This is a genomic window from Gulosibacter sediminis (assembly GCF_014904065.1).
In the GTDB taxonomy this organism is placed as follows: domain Bacteria; phylum Actinomycetota; class Actinomycetes; order Actinomycetales; family Microbacteriaceae; genus Gulosibacter; species Gulosibacter sediminis.
On the sequence record NZ_JACXJG010000017.1, the window covers coordinates 121,431 to 142,124 of the forward strand.

Sequence of the window (20,694 nt, forward strand, 5' to 3'; positions counted from 1 at the left end):
CGCGTCATGGCCATCCGCACCCAGGAATCCCTGTCCGGGTTCATCGCATCCGACCCGCAGCTGACCTACACCGAACGCGGCGATGCCCGCTTCTACGCCCGCTTCGGCCAGGAGAATTTCCAGCGCGAAGAAGACGGCACCTTCACCAAACTGGAGCCCTCCTTCGGCAACCTCGTCCTCTACCGAGCCACCGCCGAACGCGCCTTCGAACGCTTCACCAAAGGCGACCAGTTCGTCGCCGAAGGCTACGCCCACGACTACACCTACGAACGCGACGGACAGACCATCGCCGGCGAAGAATTCGTCGCCAAGAAGATCGGCCACGACACCGCCCGCACCCGCTACGACGTCGACCGCACACCCCGCCAAGCACTCGAACGCCAGGCGGCTGGGCAGGCCTTCGAACCACCCCAGCACCACCAGGCCACGCCCGCTGCCGACAGCCTCAGCATGTGACCCGGGGGTGACCGAACATGAACACACACGGCCCCGAGCCCGACGACCAGTACGAGGACCCCGGCATCCTCGACGACCACCCCCACGCCCCCGACACCAGCGCGCTGCCCGAACCACCGCACCCGATCAACTGGAACCTGCTATCGGCGCAGGATCTGGAAGCCGAGTTGCTGGAGCTGAACCGGTGGGTCGACTGGCTTCGCCACACCTACGGCCTACCCGCATCGGTCATCCCGCCCTACTGGCACCGCCACCCCGAACTTCTGTGGGAGTTGTCCGCCCTGCACCTGCACTGGCTATGCGCCTACGACCCCGAACAAAACGGCTCCGCACCCCTGGGATGGCACCGCGACTTCGCCGACGCACGCCACCGCCTCCGCGACTGGGTCACCGCCTCCGGCACCCGCCTCGACCGCGACCGACCCACCCGCCAAACCACCTGGCCCGGCGAAGAACCCCAACCCACCCACGACGAGACCGTCATCACCGACCGAGACGCCGACTTCGTCCAACACGTCATCGGCCAAGTCAACGAACGACAAGCCGCCGAAAACGCCTTCTACGCCAGCCTGGATGACCGGGGATGACTGATGGCTTCCCCCGCAGAGGAGATCCTGGAGGCGTTTGATTTCACTGAGGCAGCCCGTGAGAGTTTTAGGCTCGGCTGGCAGGCCGGTTGCACGGCACTGAAGGTGGCGCAGCCACCGCCAGTGGTTCTCATGGAGCTCGCCAGTACGGTCGAGATACTCGCAGACTCAGGTGTCCACCGGAGTGATGGTCATCCGCTCGGAAGCGGGTCCTGGCCCAGGCGCAATGTCGATGCGGCGGATGAGCCGTCGTAGCAGCGACCGACGCTGGCTCAGCGAGCGCTCGTTCCAACTGGCAACCAGCCCCGCCGGGTCGTCGATCACTGTGGGGTCTTGGTCCATAGCATCGATCTGTTGCTGCAGTGTTTCGATCCGCGCTTCCACATCCCCCAACAACGACACCAACAACCGCACCATATTGCCTTTGAACTCCTGGCTCCCCTGGCGGGCCAGGAGTTCATCACGCTCAGCTCGGGCCTCCTCCAGAGACGTGAACAGACTCTTCAAGGCCTGATCGGAGTTCGCGGCCCGGCGTTGTGCGCGAGCCCGGGCCACGGACTCGTCAGTGAGCTGCGCAAAGAACCAACCCAACACGTGCGCTTCACCCTGTGCCGCGTCGATGACACACGCGATGTCGCAGTGACCGCGACCACGCTTACGGTTCGCCATGCACCGATAGGCGTACTGCTGATACTTCTCTCCCGAGGCCCTTCTCCGCGTCTTGTTGTGGCCGTACAACCGATCACCACACTGGCAGAAAACCAAGCCCGTCAGCAGCCACTCATGCGACCCCCACGGTCGACGAGTTCGTGAGGTCTTCGATTCCTCCAAACGCTTCTTCACCCGTAGCCAAGTCACCCAGTCACAGACGGGCTCTTGTGAAATGACCGGGTCACCTTTCGCATCACGCGCGATGTAGTCAAGCAAGTTGAGCTTCACACCGCGCTGATGCTCGGGCACCTGCCGCATCCGGTAGCCGACCATGCGCGGCGAAACCAGAGCACGATAGATCGTCGCTTCGTAGATCGGCGCGCCCTTGGCTGTAGTGATGCCGTACTCGGCCTTCCAGTAGTCCGCGATGCGTGCCAAGCTCACGCCGTCCAACACCAGTTCCACTGCACGCTTGAGAGCTGGATGCTCTACTGGATGAGGCACAAGTCGCACGCCGGTGCGGCCTTGTTCATCGGTCACCCGGGGACCTGGTATCCAACCAAGTGGCGGCCTTCCGCCATGATGGAAGCCCGCCTCGGCCAGGTGCCTCTTGGCAGCGAGCTGCCGCTCACTCATCGAGTCTGTCTCGACTTCCGCCATAAGAGCCTTGATCCCGGTGATCAACTTTGCGCCAGCTGTCGCCGTGTTCAGTTCCTGGTCACTGTCCTGGTGTGAGACCAAGTACACGCCAGCCTTCTGACACTGACCGATCCACTCGATGCACTTGGAGGCAACGCGGTTCGTCCGGTCCAGCTTCCAGAACGCCACCGCCTCGACCTTGCCAGCCTGTATGTCTTGATTCAGCTGCCGCCACCCCTTGCGGTTGCGCACCGCGGAAGCGCTTGCCGAATCGTTATCGATGTACTCCCCCAGCACCGTCCAGCCACCTTCAGTGTTCAGCTTGCGGAGCAGATCGAGTCGCTGGCGTTCAATCGCGTCGGCGCCATCGCGGTGGTACTTCGACAGACGTAGGTAGAGGTAGATGCCCCGGGTGCCCTCGACAGGCTCCTCTGGACCGGTCTGGGTGAATGCCGGGTACACGACAGTTCGGGTCGCGCGTCCGGGACGTGGGTTCGCGGGTCGGTCGGTGATGGTCACGGTGCCTCCTGTGATCAGGAGGTGTACTTTCCATCACCGGACTCGTCGAGAAACAGCACCCCGTGCGCCGCCAGCGAGAGCGCGCCGGGCTGGATGACGCCGGAGCCGCCTCCAATGAGCGCGACGGCCGAGGCGGTGTGGTGCGGCGCCTGCAGCGGCGGGCGACGGTCGAGCCGCTCGCCGAGCGGCAGGCCACGCAACGAGCGCAGCGCGGCCACCTCGATCGCGGCATCATCGTCGAGGTCGGGCAGTATGCCTGGAAGCCGCTCCGCGAGCATCGTTTTCCCTGAGCCCGGCGGCCCGATCATGGCGAGGTGGTGCCCGCCTGCCGCCGCGATTATGACCGCCCGCACCGCGCTGTCGTTACCGACGACGTCGGCGAGGTCTCCGACACCGCCCACCCCCTCGGCGGCCCCCGGCAGCAGAAACTCGCGCTCGGCGCTGGTGGGCGCCGCGAGCGCCTCCGAGTCGGCCCCGTAGTACTCGGCGAGTTCGGCGAGCGAGGCGACCGGTACGACACGGATGCCCTCGACGAGCTCGGCCTCGGCGCGCGCCGACGCGGGCACGAGGATCGCCTCAAAGCCGTGCTGCTTCGCCGCGTGCACCGCCGGCAGAATGCCCGCGACGGGTCGGATTGCCCCGGTGAGCGCGAGCTCACCGATGTGGGCATTACGGGCGGGCGCCTCGGCATCGATGACGCCGAGGCCAGCGAGCACCGCGCAGACGATCGGCAGATCGAAGCCAGCGCCATGCTTGCGCAGTTCGGCAGGCGCGAGGCTCACGGTGATGCGCTTCGGCGGCAGCGACTGCTTCGACGACTGCAGGGCGGCACGGATGCGGTGCTCGGCCTCGCNTGGTCGCGTCGGGCAGACCGATGATGAGCAGCTTCGGCACGCCGGCCGCGACCTGCACATCGACCTGCACCGCGTCGCCGCGGAGCCCCGCGAGTGCGATGCCCCAGGCTCGGGCGTTGCGCGCCATCTACTCGCCCACCCCTTCGACGTGCAGCAGGCTCGAGCTCGCGAAGCGCGGCATGACGATCGACACCACGTCGAGGCGAATCGGTACAAATGGGCCAGGGTGCTCGTCGAGCCAGCGATACGCGACCCGCGTCATGCGCGCGATCTTCGTTGGGGTGATGGCGTCGAGCGGGTGCCCGCTACCGATCGAGCTGCGCGTCTTGACCTCGATAAAGACGAGGTACCCCTCGCCGCGCGCGACGATGTCGACCTCACCCGCGCTGCAGCGCCAATTGCGGTCGATGATCTCGAAGCCCGCGTCGGCGAGGTACTTCACGGCGAGGTCCTCGCCCTCGCGACCGAGCGTGATGTGCCGTGCCATGTGCGCCTCCCCAAACTGCGGTGAATGCAGTCATCTTGGAGAAGCGCGCTGGCGCACGCCCGGTCGTGGGCGCCAACGGTGGAAAGTCGCGCATCCACAGGCGTCGCGGGAGGCGCCGCGACACGCGCGCAAGGGCTGTGAGAAGGGCGAGAGTGCGGCGCCGATGTTCTGGGTCGAGCGCACGATGAGCAGCACCCTCATGATCTTCGCGTGGTTGGCAACGAGTCAAATTCGCGACGCGAGCACCATGATTCCCATGCCGCAGTCCCGAACCAAGCGACTTATCATTCGCGCACTGGCAGCGCCCAGAAGTGCCACGTCACCCGCTAGCATTTGCACAATTTGTAATGCCTTTTCGCTGTCGATGTTGCATAAAGCACATGTCGAGTACCGTCTGCAGGTATCCGGAGACACCGACGTCCCGCACCCACACGTGCCAAGGAGTGACTATGACCACCGTCGCCGAGCGACTCGCCACCGCCCTCGCCCCCTACGCCGACGAGATGTTCGGCCTGCTCGGCAACGGCAACGCCTTCGTCGTCGACGCGATGCTGCGCCTCACCCCGATTCGCTACACCGCGGTGCGCCACGAAGTCGCGACTGTCGCCTCAGCGGATGCGTATTACCGCGCTACCCGCAAGCTCGCGATCGCTACCGCGACGTACGGTGCCGGGTTCACGAACACGATCACGGCCCTCACCGAGGCGTCGATGGCGCGCATCCCGATGCTCGTGCTCGTCGGCGACGCGCCGACGACTGGGTTGCGGCCCTGGGACCTCGACCAAGACGCCATCACCCGCGCCGTCGGTGTGAAGAACGTCACGGTGCGCGCCGACTACGTCGCCGCCGCGGTGAATGACGCGGTGCGGTTCGCGCTCATCGAGCGCCGCCCGGTCGTACTCTCGCTGCCTTATGACCTCCCCGTCGTGACGAGCGACGAGGGCGACGTCGCGCCGATCGACTTCGACCAAGTGCTTGCCTCCGAGCGCCCGCAGGCCGACGCCGTGGCGCTGAAGGCGCTCGCGCGCGACCTCGCCGCGGCCCGCACCCCGGTCATCCTTGCCGGCCGCGGCGCGCTCGGCGCGCGCGGCGACCTCGCCGAACTCGCCGACCGGCTCGGCGCCATCACCGTCACCACGGCGGCCGCACGCGGCCTGTTCACGGGGCGCGCGCTCGACGCCGGCATCTGCGGTGGCTTCTCGTCGGAGCCCACCGCCGACTACCTCGCTGCGGCCGACCTCATCGTCGCGTTCGGGGCAGGCCTCAACCAGTTCACGATGGGCTTCGGCCGCATGTTTGCGCAGGCCCGCCTCGTGCAGCTCGACCTCGCCGACACCGCCACCCACCCGGCCGTCGAAACCTTCATTCGCACGGATGCGGCCGACGCGGCTGCCGTACTTCTCGCGCACACGCCCGCTCCCGAGCACGCGACCTGGCCGTCGCTCGACCGCGACGCCGTCGCGGCGGCCCAGTTCGACCGCCCGTTCGGCCGCACGAGCACGGACGCTGAGGATCCCTCGCCGATCGCCGCGGACGGCCAACTCGACCCCCGTGCCGTCACCGCCGCGATCGACGAGCAGCTGCCCGCCGAGCGACTCATCGCGACCGACGGCGGCCACTTCATCGGCTGGGCGAATACGTACCTCAGTGTTCCGGGCCCCGACTCGGTCGTGCTCGTCGGCACGGCTTTCCAATCCATCGGCCTCGGTTTCTCGAGCGCACCCGGCGCCGCCATCGCGGCGAACGCTGATGGCCGGATGCTCATACTCGCCACCGGCGACGGCGGCGGTCTGATGGCGCTCGCCGACCTCGATTCGCTCGTGCGCACCGCCGAACGCGCCACGGTCATCGTCTACAACGACGCGGCGTACACGGCCGAGATCACGCAGTACGGCATGCAGGGCCTTGACGAGCGCCCGATGCGCATCGACCAGGTGAGCTTCGCCGGCCTCGCGCAGGCCGTCGGTGCCCACGGCACCGAAGTGCGCACGCTCGATGACCTCGACGCGTGGGCCGAGTGGGTCGCCTCTGGCGAGAACGGCACCTGGGTGCTCGACTGCCGCGTCTCGGGCGAGGTCATCGCGCCGTACCAGCTCGAGATCATGGAAAACCTCAAGCGACAGGCCGCCGCCGCGCGCTAGGTGTGGTTCCCCGACGCGTCGCGTACGTCGAAGAAGGGAAGACCCTCGCGCCGTCGACCCGCCGCGGATGCAGGCGGGCTACTCGTCGATCGAGAGTTCCTTCGGCAGTTCGAAGTCGTGCACGTTGAGCTCCTCGATGTTCACGTCCTTGAACGTGAGCACGCGCACCTCCTTGACAAAGCGGTCGGAGCGATAGATGTCCCAGACCCACACGTCGCGCATCGACAACTCGAAGTAGAAGTCGTTCGACGCATCCTTGCGGTCGAGGGTGACCTCGTTCGCGAGATAGAAGCGGCGCTCCGTCTCGACGACGTATTTGAACTGCTTCGCGACGTCACGGTACTCGCGGAACAGTGCCAGCTCTACGCTGCGCTCGTAGTCGTCAAAGGCGTCCTCGTTCATAACGCACCAGTCTAGGCCCGACGGTTGACTTACGCGTCAAGGATCTTCCCGAGCCAGCTTCGCCGATGCTCAGAGCTCGGCCCGAGCGCCCGAATCGCGTCGCGGTGCCCCTGCGAGCCGTACCCCTTGTTCTTCTCCCACCCGAACGCGGCGAGGCCCTCCTCGCCGGCCGCGAGCTCGCGCATCCGCGCGTCCCTCGCCACTTTCGCAATGACGCTCGCGGCCGCGACACTCGCGCAATCGCGGTCGGCCTTCGGCTGCACCATGACGCGCAGCGGCTGCGTGAGCGCGGGCGAGAGCCAGTCGTGGCTGCCGTCGAGGAGCACGCTCGCGAAGTCGACCGGCACGCCGAGCTGCCAGAGTTCGCCGAGCGCACGCACCGCGGCGGCGGCGAGGCACTGCGTAATGCCGAACTCGTCGATTTCGGCGGCGGAGGCCCAGCCGACGGCGGTGGCGAACGCCCACTCCGCCGACGCGGGCGCAAGGCGTTCGCGCGCCTTCGCTGTGAGCAGCTTCGAGTCGCGCAGCCCCTCAGGGAACCCCTGCTGCGCCTCGACGTCGCGGATCGCGCACGCCCCGACGGCGACCGGCCCGGCGATCGCACCGCGGCCAACCTCGTCGATGCCGATCACGAATTCGGTGTCGGCAAACAGCACCCGCTCAACCTCGAGCGTCGGCGAGACGGCGGTCACGGCTGCCGAGTCGGGATGCTCGCGAACACCTCGGAGTAGTTACTGAGGAAGCGGAGCCGGTCGAAGGGCCAGTTGATCATGAACGCGCGGCCGACGATGTTCTCGTACGGCACGAAGCCGCCGGTCGGGGTGTCCTGATGCGCCCGTGAGTCGGCCGAGTTGTAGCGGTTATCGCCCATGACCCACACCGCGTCGGCGGGCACGGTCACATCGAACTCGGTGCCGGATGCTGCGGTGTTGTCGCCGAGTTCGACGTACGGCTCGCTGATCGGCACGTCGTTGATCATGATCTGGCCATAGGCGTTGCAGCACTCGACGTGGTCGCCCGGCAGGCCGATAACTCGCTTGATGAGGTGGCTGTTCGTCTCTTCGGCCTTGAGGCCAATGAGTTCGAGCGTGCCGTCGGTGAACGCCTGCAGCGGCGCTTTGTCGACGGCGGGCTGCTGCGGCAGCCACCCACCCGGGTCTTCGAACACGATGACGTCGCCGCGGTTGAGCGGTACGAGGTCGGGCACAAGCTGGTTCACGAGCACGCGATCCTGCTCGATCAGCGTCTCGTGCATGGAAGCCGACGGAATATAGAACGGCTTGAGGAAGAACGTCTTGACGACGATCGAGACCACGAGCGCGATCGCAACGATGACGACGACGTCGCGGATGAACATCCCGAGCGTCGCGCCGCGGGCCACGACGTTGCCCCGGTCGTCGACCGCGATGTCGTTTCTGAGCCGGTGCCGCGGGGCGTGGGCATGCCGAAATACCTCGTAGACGAGAGCATCGTCCTGGCCATCGGCGCCGGCGTTGCCACTCAACTTCGGCAACTGATACTCGGCGTCGTCACGCACCCATGGGCTCCTCGTCGGTTGTGGTCTGTTGATCTAAGCACGAACGAGATTGACCCCGGTGCGTGAACGCACCGGGGTCAATCAAATCGTGATAAACGAGTTAGCTTTCGCGACGCTCGCGGATCTTCGCGGCCTTGCCGCGACGGTCGCGCAGGTAGTAGAGCTTCGCGCGGCGAACGACACCGCGGCTGACGAGCTCGATGCGGTCGATGATCGGCGAGTGCACCGGGAAGAGGCGCTCGACGCCGACCTGGAAGCTCACCTTGCGGACCGTGAAGGTCTCCTTGACCCCAGCGCCCTGGCGGCCGATAACGACGCCCTGGAACACCTGGATACGGCTGCGGTTACCTTCAACGATGTTGACGTGAACCTTGACGGTGTCGCCGGGGCGGAAGTCGGGGACGTCCTTCAGCGACTGTGCGTCGATCTGGTCGATGAGGTTGGTCATGATGATCAATCACTCTCTGCGCCGCCACAGGTCGAACGCAATAGAAGTAAGTTTTCTTAATTCCGCGGGCAGAGTGTCCCCTGTGGCAGATTCACGCCGCGGCACAAACGACAAGCTTAGCGGGCAATCAGCCCCGCCGACAAGCCTCGAGTTGCGCGGAAGTTAGCTGGTGTGCGGCCGCGCGGTCCACTCATCGGGCTCGTCATCGTCACGCCCGCTCGGCTCCTCGATGATTTCGGCCTCGATCGCCTCGGACTCGCGGCGTACCGTGCCGCCCTCTTGTTCCTGCCAGGTCTCGTTCGTGTCGACGATGATCACCCGGCCCGCCTGCGGCCCGCGAGCCCGGCCGAAGTCGGAATTCGAGGATGCGCCGGCGGCACGCTCGGCACGCTGCCGCAGCTGCTCCTCGGCTTCCTTGCGATTGCGGCGCCAGAGCTGGGCGATTGCTACGCCGGCAAAGACGGCCGCGGCAACCTGCGCGACCGCGCCCCAGGTGCCGGGGATGGCCACGGCCGCGAGCCAGAACACGAGCGAGCCGAGGTACCAGCCCGCGTCGATCGCCGTCGCCTTCTTCGAGATGCGGAAGCTCGGGCGCAGCCAGAGCGCGAGGCCGAGGATCGCCATCTGCGCGAACGAGACAGGAATCAGAATGAAGAGGCCGAGAAAGCCACTCACCGAACGCTGGAAAACAATCCACGCGATGACGGTCCAGGCACCGACCAGGAAAGGTGCGGGTGCGAGGAGCGTGCTGAGTATTCGGTGGATCCGCTTGGGCATACCCATAAATTACGGAAACTTGCTCCGCAAACGCCGGATCACCGCAGGAATTCCGCGCGCAGCGTATCGACCACGCCAACGGCCGAGCCCGAGCGCATGGTGGCGCGCTGGCGGTCGGCCGGGGTGGAGTCGACGATAACGAGGCCCGAGACGAGCTCGCCCTCGCAGCCGAGGTCGCGGGCGATCTCGAGCAGCTCGTCGATGCGGCGGGCGAAGCTGCCGCGGGCGGCCTCCTCGCGGCCGTCAGCCGAGACGATGAAGTTCGTGTCGAAGCCCCACCGCGCAGCGCGGAACTTGTTCTCCTGCACGACCCAGTCGGGCAGGTGCATCGGTTCCTCGCCCCGGTCGAGCGCGCGCAGGGCCTCTTCGACGATGCACTGGGTCAGCGCGGCGCCGGCGCCGATGTCGAAGAGTGACGGCGCGGAGTCGGCGATGCGCACCTCGATCGTGCCGAAGCGCGGCGCGGGACGAACATCCCAGCGGAGCTCCTTCGCGTCGAGGATCGTGCCCGAACGCACCATCGCGTCGACGGTGTCACTGATGTCGTCCCAGTCGCGCAGCTGCGGCGGAATGCCACCCGTGGGCAGTTGCTGGAAGAGCATCGAGCGGTGCGAGGCGAACTGCGTGTCGACGCCGCCCCAAAACGGGCTCGAGCTCGACAGGGCAAGCAGCCAGGGGAAGTTCGCGAGCACCGCGTTCATCACCGGCACCACCACATCCGACGAGGGCAGGCCGACGTGCACGTGCAGCCCCCAGATCGAGAGCTGTCGCCCCCAGTCGCGCGAGCGCTCGACGACGCGCAGGTAGCGATCCTCAGGCACGAGGGTCTGCACGTGCCAGTCGGAGAACGGATGCGTGCCGGCGCCGATCGCGGCGACGCCGAGCGGGTCGCAGGCTGCGGCAAGCTTGTCGCGCAGCGTGCGCAGATCGGCGATTGCTCCGGGCACATTGCGGTGCACCTCGGTGACGAGCTCGACCGTATTGGTAAGGAACTCGCCGACGCAACGGGGCTCGTTCACCGCGGCGATTACTTCACCGGCGCGACCGGCGAGATCGCCGGAGGCACGGTCAACTAGCGCGAGTTCCCACTCGACCCCGAGGGTGGCGCGTTCGGACAGGGTGAAGTCCATGGATGACATCGTACGCGGGGCACGGAGTCGATTATTTGAGTGAACTGATTCCGAGCGGGACTCCCGCGGGGCCGAGAAATCTGCAAGAATAGTCAGCTGAGTCTGTGCCAGCGACCCTCTATCCGCAGCGTGCAGCGAATCCGGACGTCGGCGAGTGCGCCCCACGCATATCACCGCTCAGTCTTTGATCGTTAACTAGTTTCAACAAGCAGGAGACACGTGTCTGTCAAGATTCGTCTGAAGCGCCTGGGCAAGATCCGGGCACCGTTCTACCGCGTCGTGGTCGCCGACGAGCGCTCGAAGCGCGATGGTCGAGTGATCGAGGAGATCGGTAAGTACCACCCCACCGAGAACCCCTCGCTCATCGAGATCGAGTCGGAGCGCGCGCAGTACTGGCTTTCGGTCGGCGCACAGCCCACCGAGGCCGTCCTCGCACTGCTCAAGCTGACCGGTGACTGGGGTAAGTTCAAGGGCGAAGGCTCGACCGAGTCGCAGGTCAAGTCGCCCGAGGCCAAGGAAGCTTTCCAGGCCGACGAGAACAAGAAGCCCGTCCTCAAGCCGAAGTCGGAGCCGAAGGCTTCGCAGGCTGAGGCAGAGGCTGACGCTGAGGTTGCCGAGCCGGCCGCCGAGGCCGAGGCATCCGCCGAATAATCCCAAGAAGGAGTCCCAATGCTTGCTTCCGCGCTTGAACACCTCGTCCGTGGCATCGTTGATCGCCCGGACGACGTCCGCGTGGACGCAATCGACTCCGCCCGCGGCGAGGTCCTCGAGGTGCACGTGCACTCCGAGGACCTCGGCCGCGTCATTGGTCGACAGGGACGCACAGCGACGGCGCTGCGCACCCTCATCACCGCACTTGCCGACGGCCGCCGCGTCCGCGTTGACGTGGCTGATAACTAAGTTGTCCGCACGCAGCCGCAGCGGGATTACCCAGCTGCGCGTCGGACGCCTCGTCAAGGCACACGGGCTCAAGGGAGCCCTCAAAGTCGAGCTTTACACCGACGAGCCCGAGCGACGCTTCGTACCCGGCGCATCCTTCTCGCTTCAGGTGCCGACGACGTCGCCGTGGCGCGGCAAGAACGTGACCCTGCGCGAGTTGCGCTGGTTCAACGAGTCGCCCGTCGCGTTCTTCGAAGATGTCACTGACCGCACCACCGCCGAGACCCTGATCAAGGCGATCCTCTGGGTCGACCAGGACGAGGCGGAGGAGCTCGCACCCGACACCTGGTACGACCACCAGCTCGTCGAGCTCGATGTGCAGATCGACGGCACCTCGGTGGGCACGGTCGAGCGCGTCGACCACTTCCCCGCCCAGGATCTCTTGGTCGTGAAGACGCCGAAGGGCGACGTCATGGTGCCGTTCGTGAAGGACATCGTGCCTGCAGTCGATCTTGAGGTCGGCGTTGTCACGCTGACCCCGCCCGGCGGCCTGTTCGACGACGCGAGCGAGTAGCCCGCGATGCGCATCGACATCGTCACGATCTTCCCGCAGTTCTTCGACATCCTCGATCTCTCGCTGCTCGGAAAGGCGCGCACGCAGGGCATCATCGACCTGCACATCCACGACCTGCGCGACGCGGCGCATGACCGTCACCGCACCGTCGACGACACTCCGTACGGCGGCGGCGCCGGCATGGTCATGAAACCCGAGCCCTGGGGCGAAACGCTCGACGGCATTCTCGCGGCCTCGCCCGCCGAGAACGGCCCGCTCATCGTCTTCCCCTCCCCCGCCGGCGACGTGTTCACGCAGGCGCGCGCGCATGACTTCGCGGGCGAGGAACACATCGTGTTCGGCTGCGGCCGCTACGAGGGCATCGACCAGCGCGTGTTCCACTGGGCCGCCGAGCACGCCCGCGTCTCGCTCGTGTCGATCGGCGACTACGTGCTCAACGGCGGCGAGGTCGCCGTCATGGCGATGATCGAGGCCTTCGGCCGGCTGATTCCGGGCGTCGTCGGTAACCCGGCATCGCTCGTCGAGGAGTCGCACTCCGACGGCCTGCTCGAATACCCGAGCTACACGAAGCCCGCGCAGTGGCGCGGCCTCGACGTGCCCGACGTGCTGCTCAGCGGTCACCACGGCAACGTCGCGAAGTGGCGCCACGAGCAGCAACTCGAGCGCACCCAGCGCGTGCGCCCCGACCTCTACGAGGCCTTCCAAGCACGCGACGACGCGTAGCTCTACGTTTCACCTCGTCACTGAGACGGGTTGCGACGCAAAACGTGGACGAAAATGAGCGCCTCGGGCGCCGCGCCTACTTGCGCAGGTACTTCTGCAGCTTCTCGAGCTCTTCGGGGCTCGGCTGAGCGCCGCCGGCCCCGCCACCGAAGGCGCCGCCACCGAACGACGAGCCACTCGGCGCGCTCTGCGCCGGTGCCTCGACGCCCCGCTTCGCCGGGTTGCCCGAGAACTTCTTGCCCTTCTTGGCGTTCTTCTTCGCCTGCTTGGCTGCCACCGCGCGGCCACCGCCCGACGAGGGCATGCCGGGCATCGACGGCATGCCGCCGCGCGCGACCTGGCGCATCATCTTCGACGACTGCTCGAAGCGCTTCATGAGGTCGTTGACCTCGCTCACGCTCGTGCCCGAACCGCGGGCGATGCGCGAGCGGCGCGAGCCGTTGAGCACCTTCGGCGTCTTGCGCTCGAGCGGCGTCATCGACTGAATGATCGCCTCGATGCGCACCATGCTCGACTCGTCGAAGTCGTCGAGCTGCTGGCGCATCTCTTTCGTGACGCCCGGCATCATGCCGATCATCTTCTTGAAGTTGCCGGCGCGACGCAGCTGCTGCATCTGCTTGAGGAAGTCGTCGAGCGTGAACTCGTTCGCCGCGAGCTTCTCGGCGGCCTCTCGGGCCTCCTCCTCATCGAAGGCCTTCTGCGCCTGCTCGATGAGCGAGAGCACGTCACCCATGTTGAGGATGCGGTTTGCCATGCGGTCGGGGTGGAACAGCTCGAAGTCGTCGAGGCGCTCACCGGTCGACGCGAACATGATCGGGCGCCCCGTGGCCTGCGCGACCGAGAGCGCCGCACCACCGCGAGCGTCACCGTCGAGCTTCGTGAGCACGACGCCCGAGAAGTCGACGCCGTCTTGGAACGCCTTCGCTGTCGCGACCGCGTCCTGACCGATCATCGAGTCGATGACGAACAGCACCTCATCGGGGTTCGTCGCCTGCTTGATGTCGCGGGCCTGCTGCATGAGCGTCTCGTCGACGCCGAGCCGACCGGCGGTGTCGATGACGACGACGTCGTGGAGCTTCTCGTTGGCGAGTCGGATCGACTCGCGCGCGACGCGCACCGGGTCGCCCTCGCCGTTGCCGCGCTCGGGCGCGAAGACTGGCACGCCGGCCTGGTCGCCGACGATCTGCAGCTGCTGCACCGCGTTCGGGCGCTGCAGGTCGGCTGCGACGAGCATCGGCGAGTGCTTCTGCCCGACGAGCCACTTCGCGAGCTTGCCCGCGAGCGTCGTCTTACCAGCACCCTGCAGACCGACGAGCATGATCACCGTCGGCGGGCGCTTCGCGAACTGCAGCTGGCGGGCTTCTTCCCCACCGAGGATGCGCACCAGCTCGTCGTTGACGATCTGCACGACCTGCTGCGCCGGGTTGAGCGCGCGGTTCACTTCGTCGCTCAGGGCGCGCTCGCGCACGTGCGCGGCGAAGTCCTTGACGACGGGAAGCGCGACGTCGGCCTCCAGCAGGGCGCGACGAATCTCGCGGACGGTGCCGTCGACGTCGGCTGGAGTGAGCTTGCCCTTCGAGCGCAGATTGCTCAGCGCGTCGACAAGGCGGTCTGAAAGGTTCCCGAACAAGGCCATAGTGTCGGCCATTCTACCGGCAATCGGCCGGGACTACCGGGCGGGCCGAGTCAGTCGGCGGCGTGCTGCACCGCGATCCGGATGAGCTCGCTCGCGCTGGCGGGTAGCTCGGGCTCTTCGCGCCAGATCGCGGTAAGTGGCCGGTGCAACTCGAGGTCGGCGACGTCGACGCGGCGGAGCCGACCCGCCGCGAGGTCTTCGGCGACGGTGAGCGCGCTCATGACCGCCGGGGCTATGCCCGCCGTGACGGCGCCTCGCACCGAGAGGATCGCCGAGAACTCGGCCCGGGGCTCGGCGGCCACGAGTTGCGGATGCTGCTCCCCCAGCAACTGTTCAAGTACCTGACGCGTGCCCGAGCCCGACTCGCGCACGACGAGCGGCATCGCCGCGAGCTCCTGCGCGGTGATGAAATCGCGCGAGGCCCAATCGTGGCTTGGCGCCACGACCACGACGAGCTCGTCGTGCCCGACCACGCGGTGCTCCAAGCCGCTCGGCTCGTCGAGCGATTCGATGAAGCCGATCACGGCCGCGCCCGAGTGCACCTCGCGAATCACCTCGACCGAGTTCACCGCGTGCACGTGCGGGCTCGTCGCGGTGCCAGCCTGCTCGAGCTGGCTCAGCCACTGCGGCAGCAGGTAGCCGGCGATCGTCTGCGAGGCCGCGACCCGCAGCGTGCTCGTGCGATCGGCCCGCAGCGAGGTGAGCCGCTCCTGAAAGCGGTCGGTCGCGACGAGCAGCTCGGCGATCCAGTCAGCCACGACCTGGCCGGTCTCGGTGGGCTGCGAGCCGCGGGCACCGCGCTCGAGCAGGTCGAGGCCGAGTTCGTGCTCGAGTTTGCGCATCCGTTCTGACACCGCCTGTTGCGAGCGGTCGGCGGCCGCTGCGGCCGCGTTGATGCTGCCACGCTCGACAACACACACGAACAGTTCGAGCGAATCCAAATCTAGACGGGTCACAGAGTCAAGGTAGCGCCTCCCGGTGTCGGCGGCTCCCAATACACTGGGCAACATGCAAGGACCACTGTTGCTCCCCTTCAATGGCGTCAGCCCCCGCATCCACCGTTCGGCGTGGATCGCGCCGAACGCCACGATCATCGGCGACGTCGAGATCGGCCCCGACTCAAGTGTCTTCTACGGCTGCGTGCTGCGCGGCGACTCGGGCGCGATCCGCATCGGCGCGCGCACGAACCTGCAAGACGGCACCGTCGTGCACGTCGATGCCGACGCGCCCTGCACCCTCGGCGATGACGTCACGGTCGGCCACGCCGCGATGCTCCACGGTACGACCGTCGGCGACGGCACACTCGTCGGCATGCGCGCCTCGCTGCTGAGCCACTCGGTCATCGGTACCGGCTCGCTGATCGCGGCCGGCGCCGTCGTGCTCGAGGGCTTCGAGATCGGCGACCGCGTGCTCGCCGCCGGTGTGCCCGCGAAGATTCGCCGCGAGCTCACCGAAGAGGAGTCGGCTGGGTTCATCCCCCATGCCGGCGGCTACGTCGACCTGTCGAAGGGCCAGCCGACGCTGCCCGAGGCGCTCTCGCTCGACACCTGCTGGTTCGAGTAAGCCGCGAACAACGACAGCGGGGCAGGTCACGATCGTGACCGGCCCCGCACTCGTTTTCCTCCTAGTTGGCCGGGCCCTCGACGAGGGTCGTCGTGCCGCTCTGCTCGGCGCCCGACGACGTCGTCCACGTCAGGGTCACCTCGGTGCCAGGCGTGTACTCGGCGATAAGTCCCTGCAGCTCGGATGCGCTTCCCACGGCAATGCCATCGACCGCGGTGATCGTGTCGCCGGCCGCGAGGCCGACCTCGGCCGCGGGGGTGTCGTCGTAGACGCCCGCCACCGTGGCGCCCGCGACGGTGCTCGAGCTCGTGCCCGACGTCGAGTCGGCGAGCGCAATACCGAGGAACGCCGGCGTGCCGAGCGTGTTCGTGTCGGTCTCGACGCCGTCGATGATGTTCTGCGCGACGCTGAGCGCCGTGTCGATCTCGATCGCGTAGCCCGAGATGTTCGTGCCACCGCTCGAGGCCGCAGTCGTCATGCCGACGACCTCGCCCTGGTCGTCGAGCACCGCGCCACCCGAGTCGCCCGTTACCACATCGGCGTCGATCTCAATCATGTTGGTAAGCGTGTTCGAGCCGGTCGTGCCGCCGCTTGCCGCCTCGTTTGACGGTGTCACCGACGCATCAAGATTCGTCACGACGCCGTCGGCGGCCATGAGTTCGCCGCCTCCCTCGGCGTTACCGATCGCGGTAACGGCGTCACTCACCGCGAGGTCATCGTCCTGATCGATCGTCGCCGTGGTCAGCCCGCTCGCGTCCTCAAGCTGCAGCACGGCAACATCCTGCGTCGAGTCGGTGCCGACGACGGTCGCGTTGTACGTGGTGCCGTCAGTCGTCGTGACCTGCACCGAGGTCGACCTCTCGACGACGTGGTTGTTCGTCAGCACGAGCCCGTCGGAGCTCAGGACGATGCCCGTGCCCGCCGCCGCCGCGCTCTGATATTCGAGCTTCGTGTCGATGAGCACGACGCCGGTCGACTCATCCGCACTCGCGGCTGAGATGTCGAGGCTGTCGGTCGACTCCTGCGTCGAACCGCCAAGCGAGCCGCCGCTCTGCCCATCCGTGCCCTGGCCGAACCCGCCGCTCGACGTGCCCTCGTCGACCCACGGCACGAGGTCGAGCAGTTGCTGCTTGAGTGCTTGGGAGGCGGGGCTGAGGTTCTGCGTGGTCTGGGCCGACGCATCCGCGCCCTGCCAGGCGCTGTGGGTGGTGGCGCCACTCGTGATGGCGAAGCCGCCGAACGCGCCGGCGACGACGAGGCCACAGCCGGCAGCGACTGCTGTCAGACCGCGCCGAACGCGAGGTTTCCGAGAAGTGGGTGCTGAGTCGTTCATGGCCCTGATATCACCCCTCTTCGCGATGATTCGGGCATGGGACAGCTATGAACCAGTTATGCGTCGATATGATATCGGGTTTGCACAGTGAGTAAAATCACTGATCGCCAACGACGACGCTTCATGCACCGCCGCCGAGACACCCCGATGGCGGGATGCACGTTTGTACGGCACACAGTGACAGCGCAGTGAGCCCGGACGCCGACCTCCAGCGGGACCCCTAACCTAGCGCCCCGCGCGCGCAACCCGGAACGCGAAATGTCACAACACACCGCCCAGGCTGGCACCGACGCACAGCCAGCGAAGAAGCTTCGCAATCGCCACGTGACGATGATCACGCTCGGCGGCATCATCGGTTCGAGCCTGTTCGTGGGCTCGGCCAACGTCATCTCCCAGGTCGGCCCCGCCGCCCTCTTCTCCTACGCCATCGGCGGTCTGCTCGTCATGCTCGCGATGCGGATGCTCGGCGAGATGGCGACCGCTCGGCCGTCGATCGGCTCGTTCATGGAGTACGCCCGCAGCGGCCTCGGTGAGTGGGCCGGTTACCTCGTCGGGTGGCTCTACTGGTACTTCTGGGTCGGCGTCGTCGCCTACGAGGCGGTCATCGGTGGCGCGATCCTCAACGGCTGGTTCCCCGTTATTCCCTCGTGGGTCTTCGCGGTCGCACTGCTCGTGATCTTCATCGTCACGAATCTCGTCTCGCTGCGCTCGTTCGGCGAGGTTGAGTTCTGGCTTGCGAGCATCAAGGTTGCCGCGATCATCGTCTTCCTCGCTGTCGGCGCGCTGTTCATCTTCGGTCTTTGGCCGAACGCGACGCCCGGCATCAGCAACCTCTGGAGCCACGGTGGCTTCGCACCCAACGGCGTCTGGCCAATCCTCTCGGGTGTCGCCATCGTGATCTTCTCGTACTTCGGCACCGAGATCGCCGTTATGGCGGCGGCCGAGTCGGAGGACCCGGCCCGCGGCGTGCGGCAGGCCACCAACACGATCGTCTGGCGCATCCTGCTCTTCTACTTAGGTTCGGTGTTCCTCATCGTCGCGATCGTGCCGTGGAACGGCCTGCCTGACACCGACGACCAGGGCCCATTCGCCTACCTGTTCTCGCAGTACGGCATTCCCGGTGCCGACCTCATCATGACCGCCGTGATCCTCACCGCCGTCTGCTCGGTGCTCAACTCGGGCATCTACTCGGCGTCGCGCATGTTCGCGTCGATTGCTGAACGCGGCTTTGCCCCGAAGTTCATCGCCCGCAAGGCAAAGAACGGCGTGCCGGTCGCGGCCGTCATCGCCTCGACGCTCGGCGGCTTCGCCGCGGTGCTCGTGAGCTTCCTGTTCCCCGACAGCGGCATCTTCGACTTCATCATGAACAGCTCGGGCCTCGTCGCACTGTTCGTGTACGTGTTCATCGCGCTGACGCAGGTGCGCCTGCGCAACAAGATGACCCCGGACGAGCAGGCGGAGCTCAAGCTGAAGATGTGGCTGCACCCGTGGCTCGCGTACCTCACCGTCGCCGCCGTCGCTGGCGTCGTCGTGATCATGCTCGTGAGCGGACCGAACACGCAGGTGCAGGTGTGGACGAGCCTGATCTCGGTCGTCGTCCTCGTGGCCGTGTGGCCGTTGGTGCGCCGCAACCTCAAGAAGTCGGGCCAATACGGTAAGCCGATCACCGAGGCCGTCGAGGCCCCGATGGGCGAATAGCTCCCCGGCCCCGATCAACGAGCGGCGGCTCGCGGCTTCGGTCGGGAGCCGCCGCTCGTTTCTGCGCTCGGTGACGCTACGCGTCGGCGAGCAGCTGTTCGGCGAAGACGTGCGGAGTGAAACCGGTGAGGTCGTTGATGCCCTCGCCCGTGCCGATGAGCTTGATCGGCAGCCCGGTGCGCTCCTGCACAGCGAGCACGAATCCACCCTTGGCCGAACCGTCGAGCTTCGTGATGACGAGGCCCGTCACACCGGCATATTCAATGAAGGCCTCGGCCTGCTGCACGCCATTTTGGCCGGTCGTGGCGTCGAGCACGAGCAACACCTCGCTCACGGGTGTGAGCTTCTCGACGACGCGGTGCACCTTCTTGAGCTCGTCCATGAGGCCAGCTTTCGTCTGCAGGCGACCGGCAGTGTCGATGATCGCCATCTCGATGCCGTCGCGCATCGCGATCTCGACGGTCTGGTAGGCGACGGATGCCGGGTCTTGGCCGAACTGCTGCGGCCGCACGATGCGCACATCGGCGCGCATCGCCCACGTGTCGAGCTGCTCGACCGCCGCGGCGCGGAAGGTATCGGCCGCACCGACCACGACCGTGCGGTCGAAGTTGCGCAGGAAGCGCGCGAACTTGCCGATCGTCGTCGTCTTGCCGACGCCGNTTGACGCCGACCATGAGCGTGACGGCGGGGCGCGCCGAGAGGTTCAGCGTCGTGTCGAACTTCGAGAGGCGCTCCTCGATGACCTCGCTGAGCATGCGGCGAAGGTCGCGCGCATCCGTCGTCTGGTGGTGCGCGACCTGCGCGCGCAGCTCGTCGACGATCTCGTCGGTGATGTCGGGCCCGAAGTCGGCGGTGAGCAGCGCATCCTCGAGGTCTTCCCACGTGGATTCATCGATCGTGCGTCGTGCGAACATGCCGCGCAGGGCGCTTCCGAGAGACCAGGGTGTGCGTTCCGCCATGGAACCAAGCCTAGCCGGGCGGGCCGTACCCTTGAGGCATGCGAATTGGGCTGATCAGGCACGGCGAAACCGAGTGGAACCGAAAGGCCCTGTTCCAGGGCACGAGCGACGTCCCGCTCAACGACACCGGCTACGACCAGGCCCGACGCACTGCAGTGCTGCTCGAGGGACAGCGGTGGAGCGCGCTATTCTGCTCACCGCTGACGCGCACGACGCAGACCGCGACCGAGCTCGGGCGCATCAGCGGGCTCGGCGAACCCACCCCGCTCCCCGACATCATCGAGCGCAGCTTCGGCGAACTCGAGGGCGAAAGCGTGTTCCTGCCCGACGGCACGCGACGCCTCGCCGACCATCCCACCGTCGAGCCCGTTGCGGCGGTGCTCGAGCGCACCTACCGGGCCCTCGAGCAGGTGTCGACGACCTGCGCATCCGATGCCCTCATCGTGACCCACGGCACCGTCGTGCGGTTGCTGCTCAATGACCTGCTCACGGTCGCCTCGCCCGCGATCAATAACCTCGCGCTCACGGTGCTCGAGACCGACCCGGATGCGCGACACGGCTTCCGCGTGCGACTCGCGAACGGGTACCCCGTGGCAGCGGAATTGACCCACAGCGTGTAACCTAGTGCGGTGTTGAAGGGGAGTATTCCTCCTCAACGTTCTCGTCATCACGGTGAAACACGGAGTTTCATCCGGGAACGT

At 66.8% G+C, this 20,694-nt stretch carries 22 protein-coding genes and 1 pseudogene; 10 read left to right on the forward strand and 13 right to left on the reverse strand.

Annotated elements, in window-relative coordinates; genetic code table 11:
• Positions 1 to 6: 6 nt before the first annotated feature.
• Together ID132_RS09200 and ID132_RS09205 are read left to right on the forward strand one after the other, a co-directional pair.
• Positions 7 to 456, forward strand: coding sequence for a single-stranded DNA-binding protein (locus tag ID132_RS09200; protein WP_193128425.1), 450 nt, complete (start codon positions 7 to 9; stop codon positions 454 to 456).
• Between the two features lie 17 nt (positions 457 to 473).
• The gene (locus tag ID132_RS09205) at positions 474 to 1,043 is read left to right on the forward strand and encodes a hypothetical protein (RefSeq protein ID WP_193128426.1); all 570 of its coding nucleotides are present in this window, start codon (positions 474 to 476) and stop codon (positions 1,041 to 1,043) included.
• Between the two features lie 168 nt (positions 1,044 to 1,211).
• On the opposite strand, the gene ID132_RS09210 is transcribed toward ID132_RS09205, so the two are convergent.
• From ID132_RS09210 to ID132_RS09220, 3 genes are all read right to left on the reverse strand, one after another.
• Positions 1,212 to 2,852 (reverse strand): recombinase family protein, encoded by a 1,641-nt coding sequence (locus ID132_RS09210; protein WP_193128427.1) that lies wholly within the window; start codon positions 2,850 to 2,852, stop codon positions 1,212 to 1,214.
• Between the two features lie 14 nt (positions 2,853 to 2,866).
• The gene (locus ID132_RS09215; RefSeq protein ID WP_193128428.1) at positions 2,867 to 3,766 is read right to left on the reverse strand and encodes an ATP-binding protein; all 900 of its coding nucleotides are present in this window, start codon (positions 3,764 to 3,766) and stop codon (positions 2,867 to 2,869) included.
• Between the two features lie 67 nt (positions 3,767 to 3,833).
• A complete protein-coding gene (locus ID132_RS09220) occupies positions 3,834 to 4,193 on the reverse strand; it encodes a YraN family protein (RefSeq protein ID WP_125107901.1) in 360 nt (119 codons plus the stop codon).
• A gap of 449 nt (positions 4,194 to 4,642) precedes the next feature.
• Between ID132_RS09220 and ID132_RS09225 the strand changes: the two genes are divergently transcribed.
• Positions 4,643 to 6,334 (forward strand): thiamine pyrophosphate-binding protein, encoded by a 1,692-nt coding sequence (locus ID132_RS09225; RefSeq protein WP_193128429.1) that lies wholly within the window; start codon positions 4,643 to 4,645, stop codon positions 6,332 to 6,334.
• 78 nt (positions 6,335 to 6,412) lie between these two features.
• Here ID132_RS09225 and ID132_RS09230 read toward each other — a convergent pair whose 3' ends face one another.
• From ID132_RS09230 to ID132_RS09255, 6 genes are all read right to left on the reverse strand, one after another.
• Positions 6,413 to 6,736, reverse strand: coding sequence for a DUF2469 family protein (locus tag ID132_RS09230; protein WP_125107899.1), 324 nt, complete (start codon positions 6,734 to 6,736; stop codon positions 6,413 to 6,415).
• Positions 6,737 to 6,765: 29 nt separating this feature from the next.
• On the reverse strand, positions 6,766 to 7,428 hold the full coding sequence (locus ID132_RS09235) for a ribonuclease HII (protein ID WP_193128430.1): 663 nt from the start codon (positions 7,426 to 7,428) through the stop codon (positions 6,766 to 6,768).
• Entirely contained in the window at positions 7,425 to 8,273 is an 849-nt protein-coding gene (gene lepB, locus ID132_RS09240) for a signal peptidase I (RefSeq protein ID WP_241209220.1), read from the reverse strand. The genes ID132_RS09235 and lepB overlap by 4 nt, the downstream gene beginning before the upstream one ends.
• Positions 8,274 to 8,373: 100 nt before the next feature.
• Complete coding sequence (gene rplS, locus ID132_RS09245; RefSeq protein WP_125107897.1) at positions 8,374 to 8,721, reverse strand: 50S ribosomal protein L19; 348 nt, start codon at positions 8,719 to 8,721, stop codon at positions 8,374 to 8,376.
• A 162-nt stretch (positions 8,722 to 8,883) separates the two neighbouring features.
• Positions 8,884 to 9,498 (reverse strand): hypothetical protein, encoded by a 615-nt coding sequence (locus ID132_RS09250; protein ID WP_125107896.1) that lies wholly within the window; start codon positions 9,496 to 9,498, stop codon positions 8,884 to 8,886.
• 38 nt (positions 9,499 to 9,536) lie between these two features.
• Positions 9,537 to 10,628, reverse strand: coding sequence for a carboxylate-amine ligase (locus ID132_RS09255; protein ID WP_193128431.1), 1,092 nt, complete (start codon positions 10,626 to 10,628; stop codon positions 9,537 to 9,539).
• 219 nt (positions 10,629 to 10,847) lie between these two features.
• On the opposite strand from ID132_RS09255, the gene rpsP reads away from it, so the two are divergent.
• Genes rpsP through trmD form a run of 4 tightly spaced genes read left to right on the forward strand, consistent with a single transcriptional unit; the run spans position 10,848 to position 12,804 of the window.
• Positions 10,848 to 11,279: a 30S ribosomal protein S16 gene (rpsP, locus tag ID132_RS09260; RefSeq protein ID WP_125107894.1), complete on the forward strand. Its 432-nt coding sequence runs from the start codon at positions 10,848 to 10,850 to the stop codon at positions 11,277 to 11,279.
• 18 nt (positions 11,280 to 11,297) lie between these two features.
• Positions 11,298 to 11,528 (forward strand): RNA-binding protein, encoded by a 231-nt coding sequence (locus tag ID132_RS09265; protein WP_125107893.1) that lies wholly within the window; start codon positions 11,298 to 11,300, stop codon positions 11,526 to 11,528.
• A gap of 1 nt (position 11,529) precedes the next feature.
• The gene (gene rimM / locus ID132_RS09270) at positions 11,530 to 12,081 is read left to right on the forward strand and encodes a ribosome maturation factor RimM (RefSeq protein WP_211198359.1); all 552 of its coding nucleotides are present in this window, start codon (positions 11,530 to 11,532) and stop codon (positions 12,079 to 12,081) included.
• Positions 12,082 to 12,087: 6 nt separating this feature from the next.
• Positions 12,088 to 12,804 (forward strand): tRNA (guanosine(37)-N1)-methyltransferase TrmD, encoded by a 717-nt coding sequence (gene trmD / locus ID132_RS09275; RefSeq protein WP_193128432.1) that lies wholly within the window; start codon positions 12,088 to 12,090, stop codon positions 12,802 to 12,804.
• A gap of 76 nt (positions 12,805 to 12,880) precedes the next feature.
• On the opposite strand, the gene ffh is transcribed toward trmD, so the two are convergent.
• On the reverse strand, positions 12,881 to 14,440 hold the full coding sequence (gene ffh / locus ID132_RS09280) for a signal recognition particle protein (protein ID WP_193128433.1): 1,560 nt from the start codon (positions 14,438 to 14,440) through the stop codon (positions 12,881 to 12,883).
• 50 nt (positions 14,441 to 14,490) lie between these two features.
• Positions 14,491 to 15,396: a LysR family transcriptional regulator gene (locus tag ID132_RS09285; protein WP_164509821.1), complete on the reverse strand. Its 906-nt coding sequence runs from the start codon at positions 15,394 to 15,396 to the stop codon at positions 14,491 to 14,493.
• Between the two features lie 52 nt (positions 15,397 to 15,448).
• Between ID132_RS09285 and ID132_RS09290 the strand changes: the two genes are divergently transcribed.
• Positions 15,449 to 16,003: a gamma carbonic anhydrase family protein gene (locus ID132_RS09290; RefSeq protein WP_193128434.1), complete on the forward strand. Its 555-nt coding sequence runs from the start codon at positions 15,449 to 15,451 to the stop codon at positions 16,001 to 16,003.
• Between the two features lie 61 nt (positions 16,004 to 16,064).
• Here ID132_RS09290 and ID132_RS09295 read toward each other — a convergent pair whose 3' ends face one another.
• Positions 16,065 to 17,336 (reverse strand): S1C family serine protease, encoded by a 1,272-nt coding sequence (locus ID132_RS09295; protein WP_193128435.1) that lies wholly within the window; start codon positions 17,334 to 17,336, stop codon positions 16,065 to 16,067.
• 258 nt (positions 17,337 to 17,594) lie between these two features.
• Here ID132_RS09295 and ID132_RS09300 point away from each other — a divergent pair, with 258 nt between their 5' ends.
• Positions 17,595 to 19,034: an amino acid permease gene (locus tag ID132_RS09300; RefSeq protein ID WP_193128436.1), complete on the forward strand. Its 1,440-nt coding sequence runs from the start codon at positions 17,595 to 17,597 to the stop codon at positions 19,032 to 19,034.
• Between the two features lie 76 nt (positions 19,035 to 19,110).
• On the opposite strand, the pseudogene ftsY reads toward ID132_RS09300, so the two are convergent.
• Positions 19,111 to 19,993 (reverse strand): annotated as a pseudogene (ftsY, locus tag ID132_RS09305) (signal recognition particle-docking protein FtsY).
• Positions 19,994 to 20,031: 38 nt separating this feature from the next.
• On the opposite strand from ftsY, the gene ID132_RS09310 reads away from it, so the two are divergent.
• Positions 20,032 to 20,613 (forward strand): histidine phosphatase family protein, encoded by a 582-nt coding sequence (locus ID132_RS09310; protein WP_125107885.1) that lies wholly within the window; start codon positions 20,032 to 20,034, stop codon positions 20,611 to 20,613.
• Positions 20,614 to 20,694: the final 81 nt, after the last annotated feature.

Excerpts from the sequence above, each read along its gene's own strand:
- ID132_RS09225 (WP_193128429.1), top strand. The coding sequence starts at position 4,643 with ATGACCACCGTCGCCGAGCGACTCGCCACCGCCCTCGCCCCCTACGCC.
- ID132_RS09250 (WP_125107896.1), bottom strand. The coding sequence starts at position 9,498 with ATGCCCAAGCGGATCCACCGAATACTCAGCACGCTCCTCGCACCCGCA.
- ID132_RS09205 (WP_193128426.1), top strand. The coding sequence starts at position 474 with ATGAACACACACGGCCCCGAGCCCGACGACCAGTACGAGGACCCCGGC.
- ID132_RS09220 (WP_125107901.1), bottom strand. The coding sequence starts at position 4,193 with ATGGCACGGCACATCACGCTCGGTCGCGAGGGCGAGGACCTCGCCGTG.
- ID132_RS09295 (WP_193128435.1), bottom strand. The coding sequence starts at position 17,336 with ATGAACGACTCAGCACCCACTTCTCGGAAACCTCGCGTTCGGCGCGGT.
- rplS (WP_125107897.1), bottom strand. The coding sequence starts at position 8,721 with ATGACCAACCTCATCGACCAGATCGACGCACAGTCGCTGAAGGACGTC.
- ID132_RS09290 (WP_193128434.1), top strand. The coding sequence starts at position 15,449 with ATGCAAGGACCACTGTTGCTCCCCTTCAATGGCGTCAGCCCCCGCATC.
- ID132_RS09310 (WP_125107885.1), top strand. The coding sequence starts at position 20,032 with ATGCGAATTGGGCTGATCAGGCACGGCGAAACCGAGTGGAACCGAAAG.
- ID132_RS09200 (WP_193128425.1), top strand. The coding sequence starts at position 7 with ATGGCCATCCGCACCCAGGAATCCCTGTCCGGGTTCATCGCATCCGAC.
- ID132_RS09255 (WP_193128431.1), bottom strand. The coding sequence starts at position 10,628 with ATGGACTTCACCCTGTCCGAACGCGCCACCCTCGGGGTCGAGTGGGAA.
- ID132_RS09300 (WP_193128436.1), top strand. The coding sequence starts at position 17,595 with ATGTCACAACACACCGCCCAGGCTGGCACCGACGCACAGCCAGCGAAG.
- ffh (WP_193128433.1), bottom strand. The coding sequence starts at position 14,440 with ATGGCCTTGTTCGGGAACCTTTCAGACCGCCTTGTCGACGCGCTGAGC.
- trmD (WP_193128432.1), top strand. The coding sequence starts at position 12,088 with ATGCGCATCGACATCGTCACGATCTTCCCGCAGTTCTTCGACATCCTC.
- ID132_RS09230 (WP_125107899.1), bottom strand. The coding sequence starts at position 6,736 with ATGAACGAGGACGCCTTTGACGACTACGAGCGCAGCGTAGAGCTGGCA.
- ID132_RS09265 (WP_125107893.1), top strand. The coding sequence starts at position 11,298 with ATGCTTGCTTCCGCGCTTGAACACCTCGTCCGTGGCATCGTTGATCGC.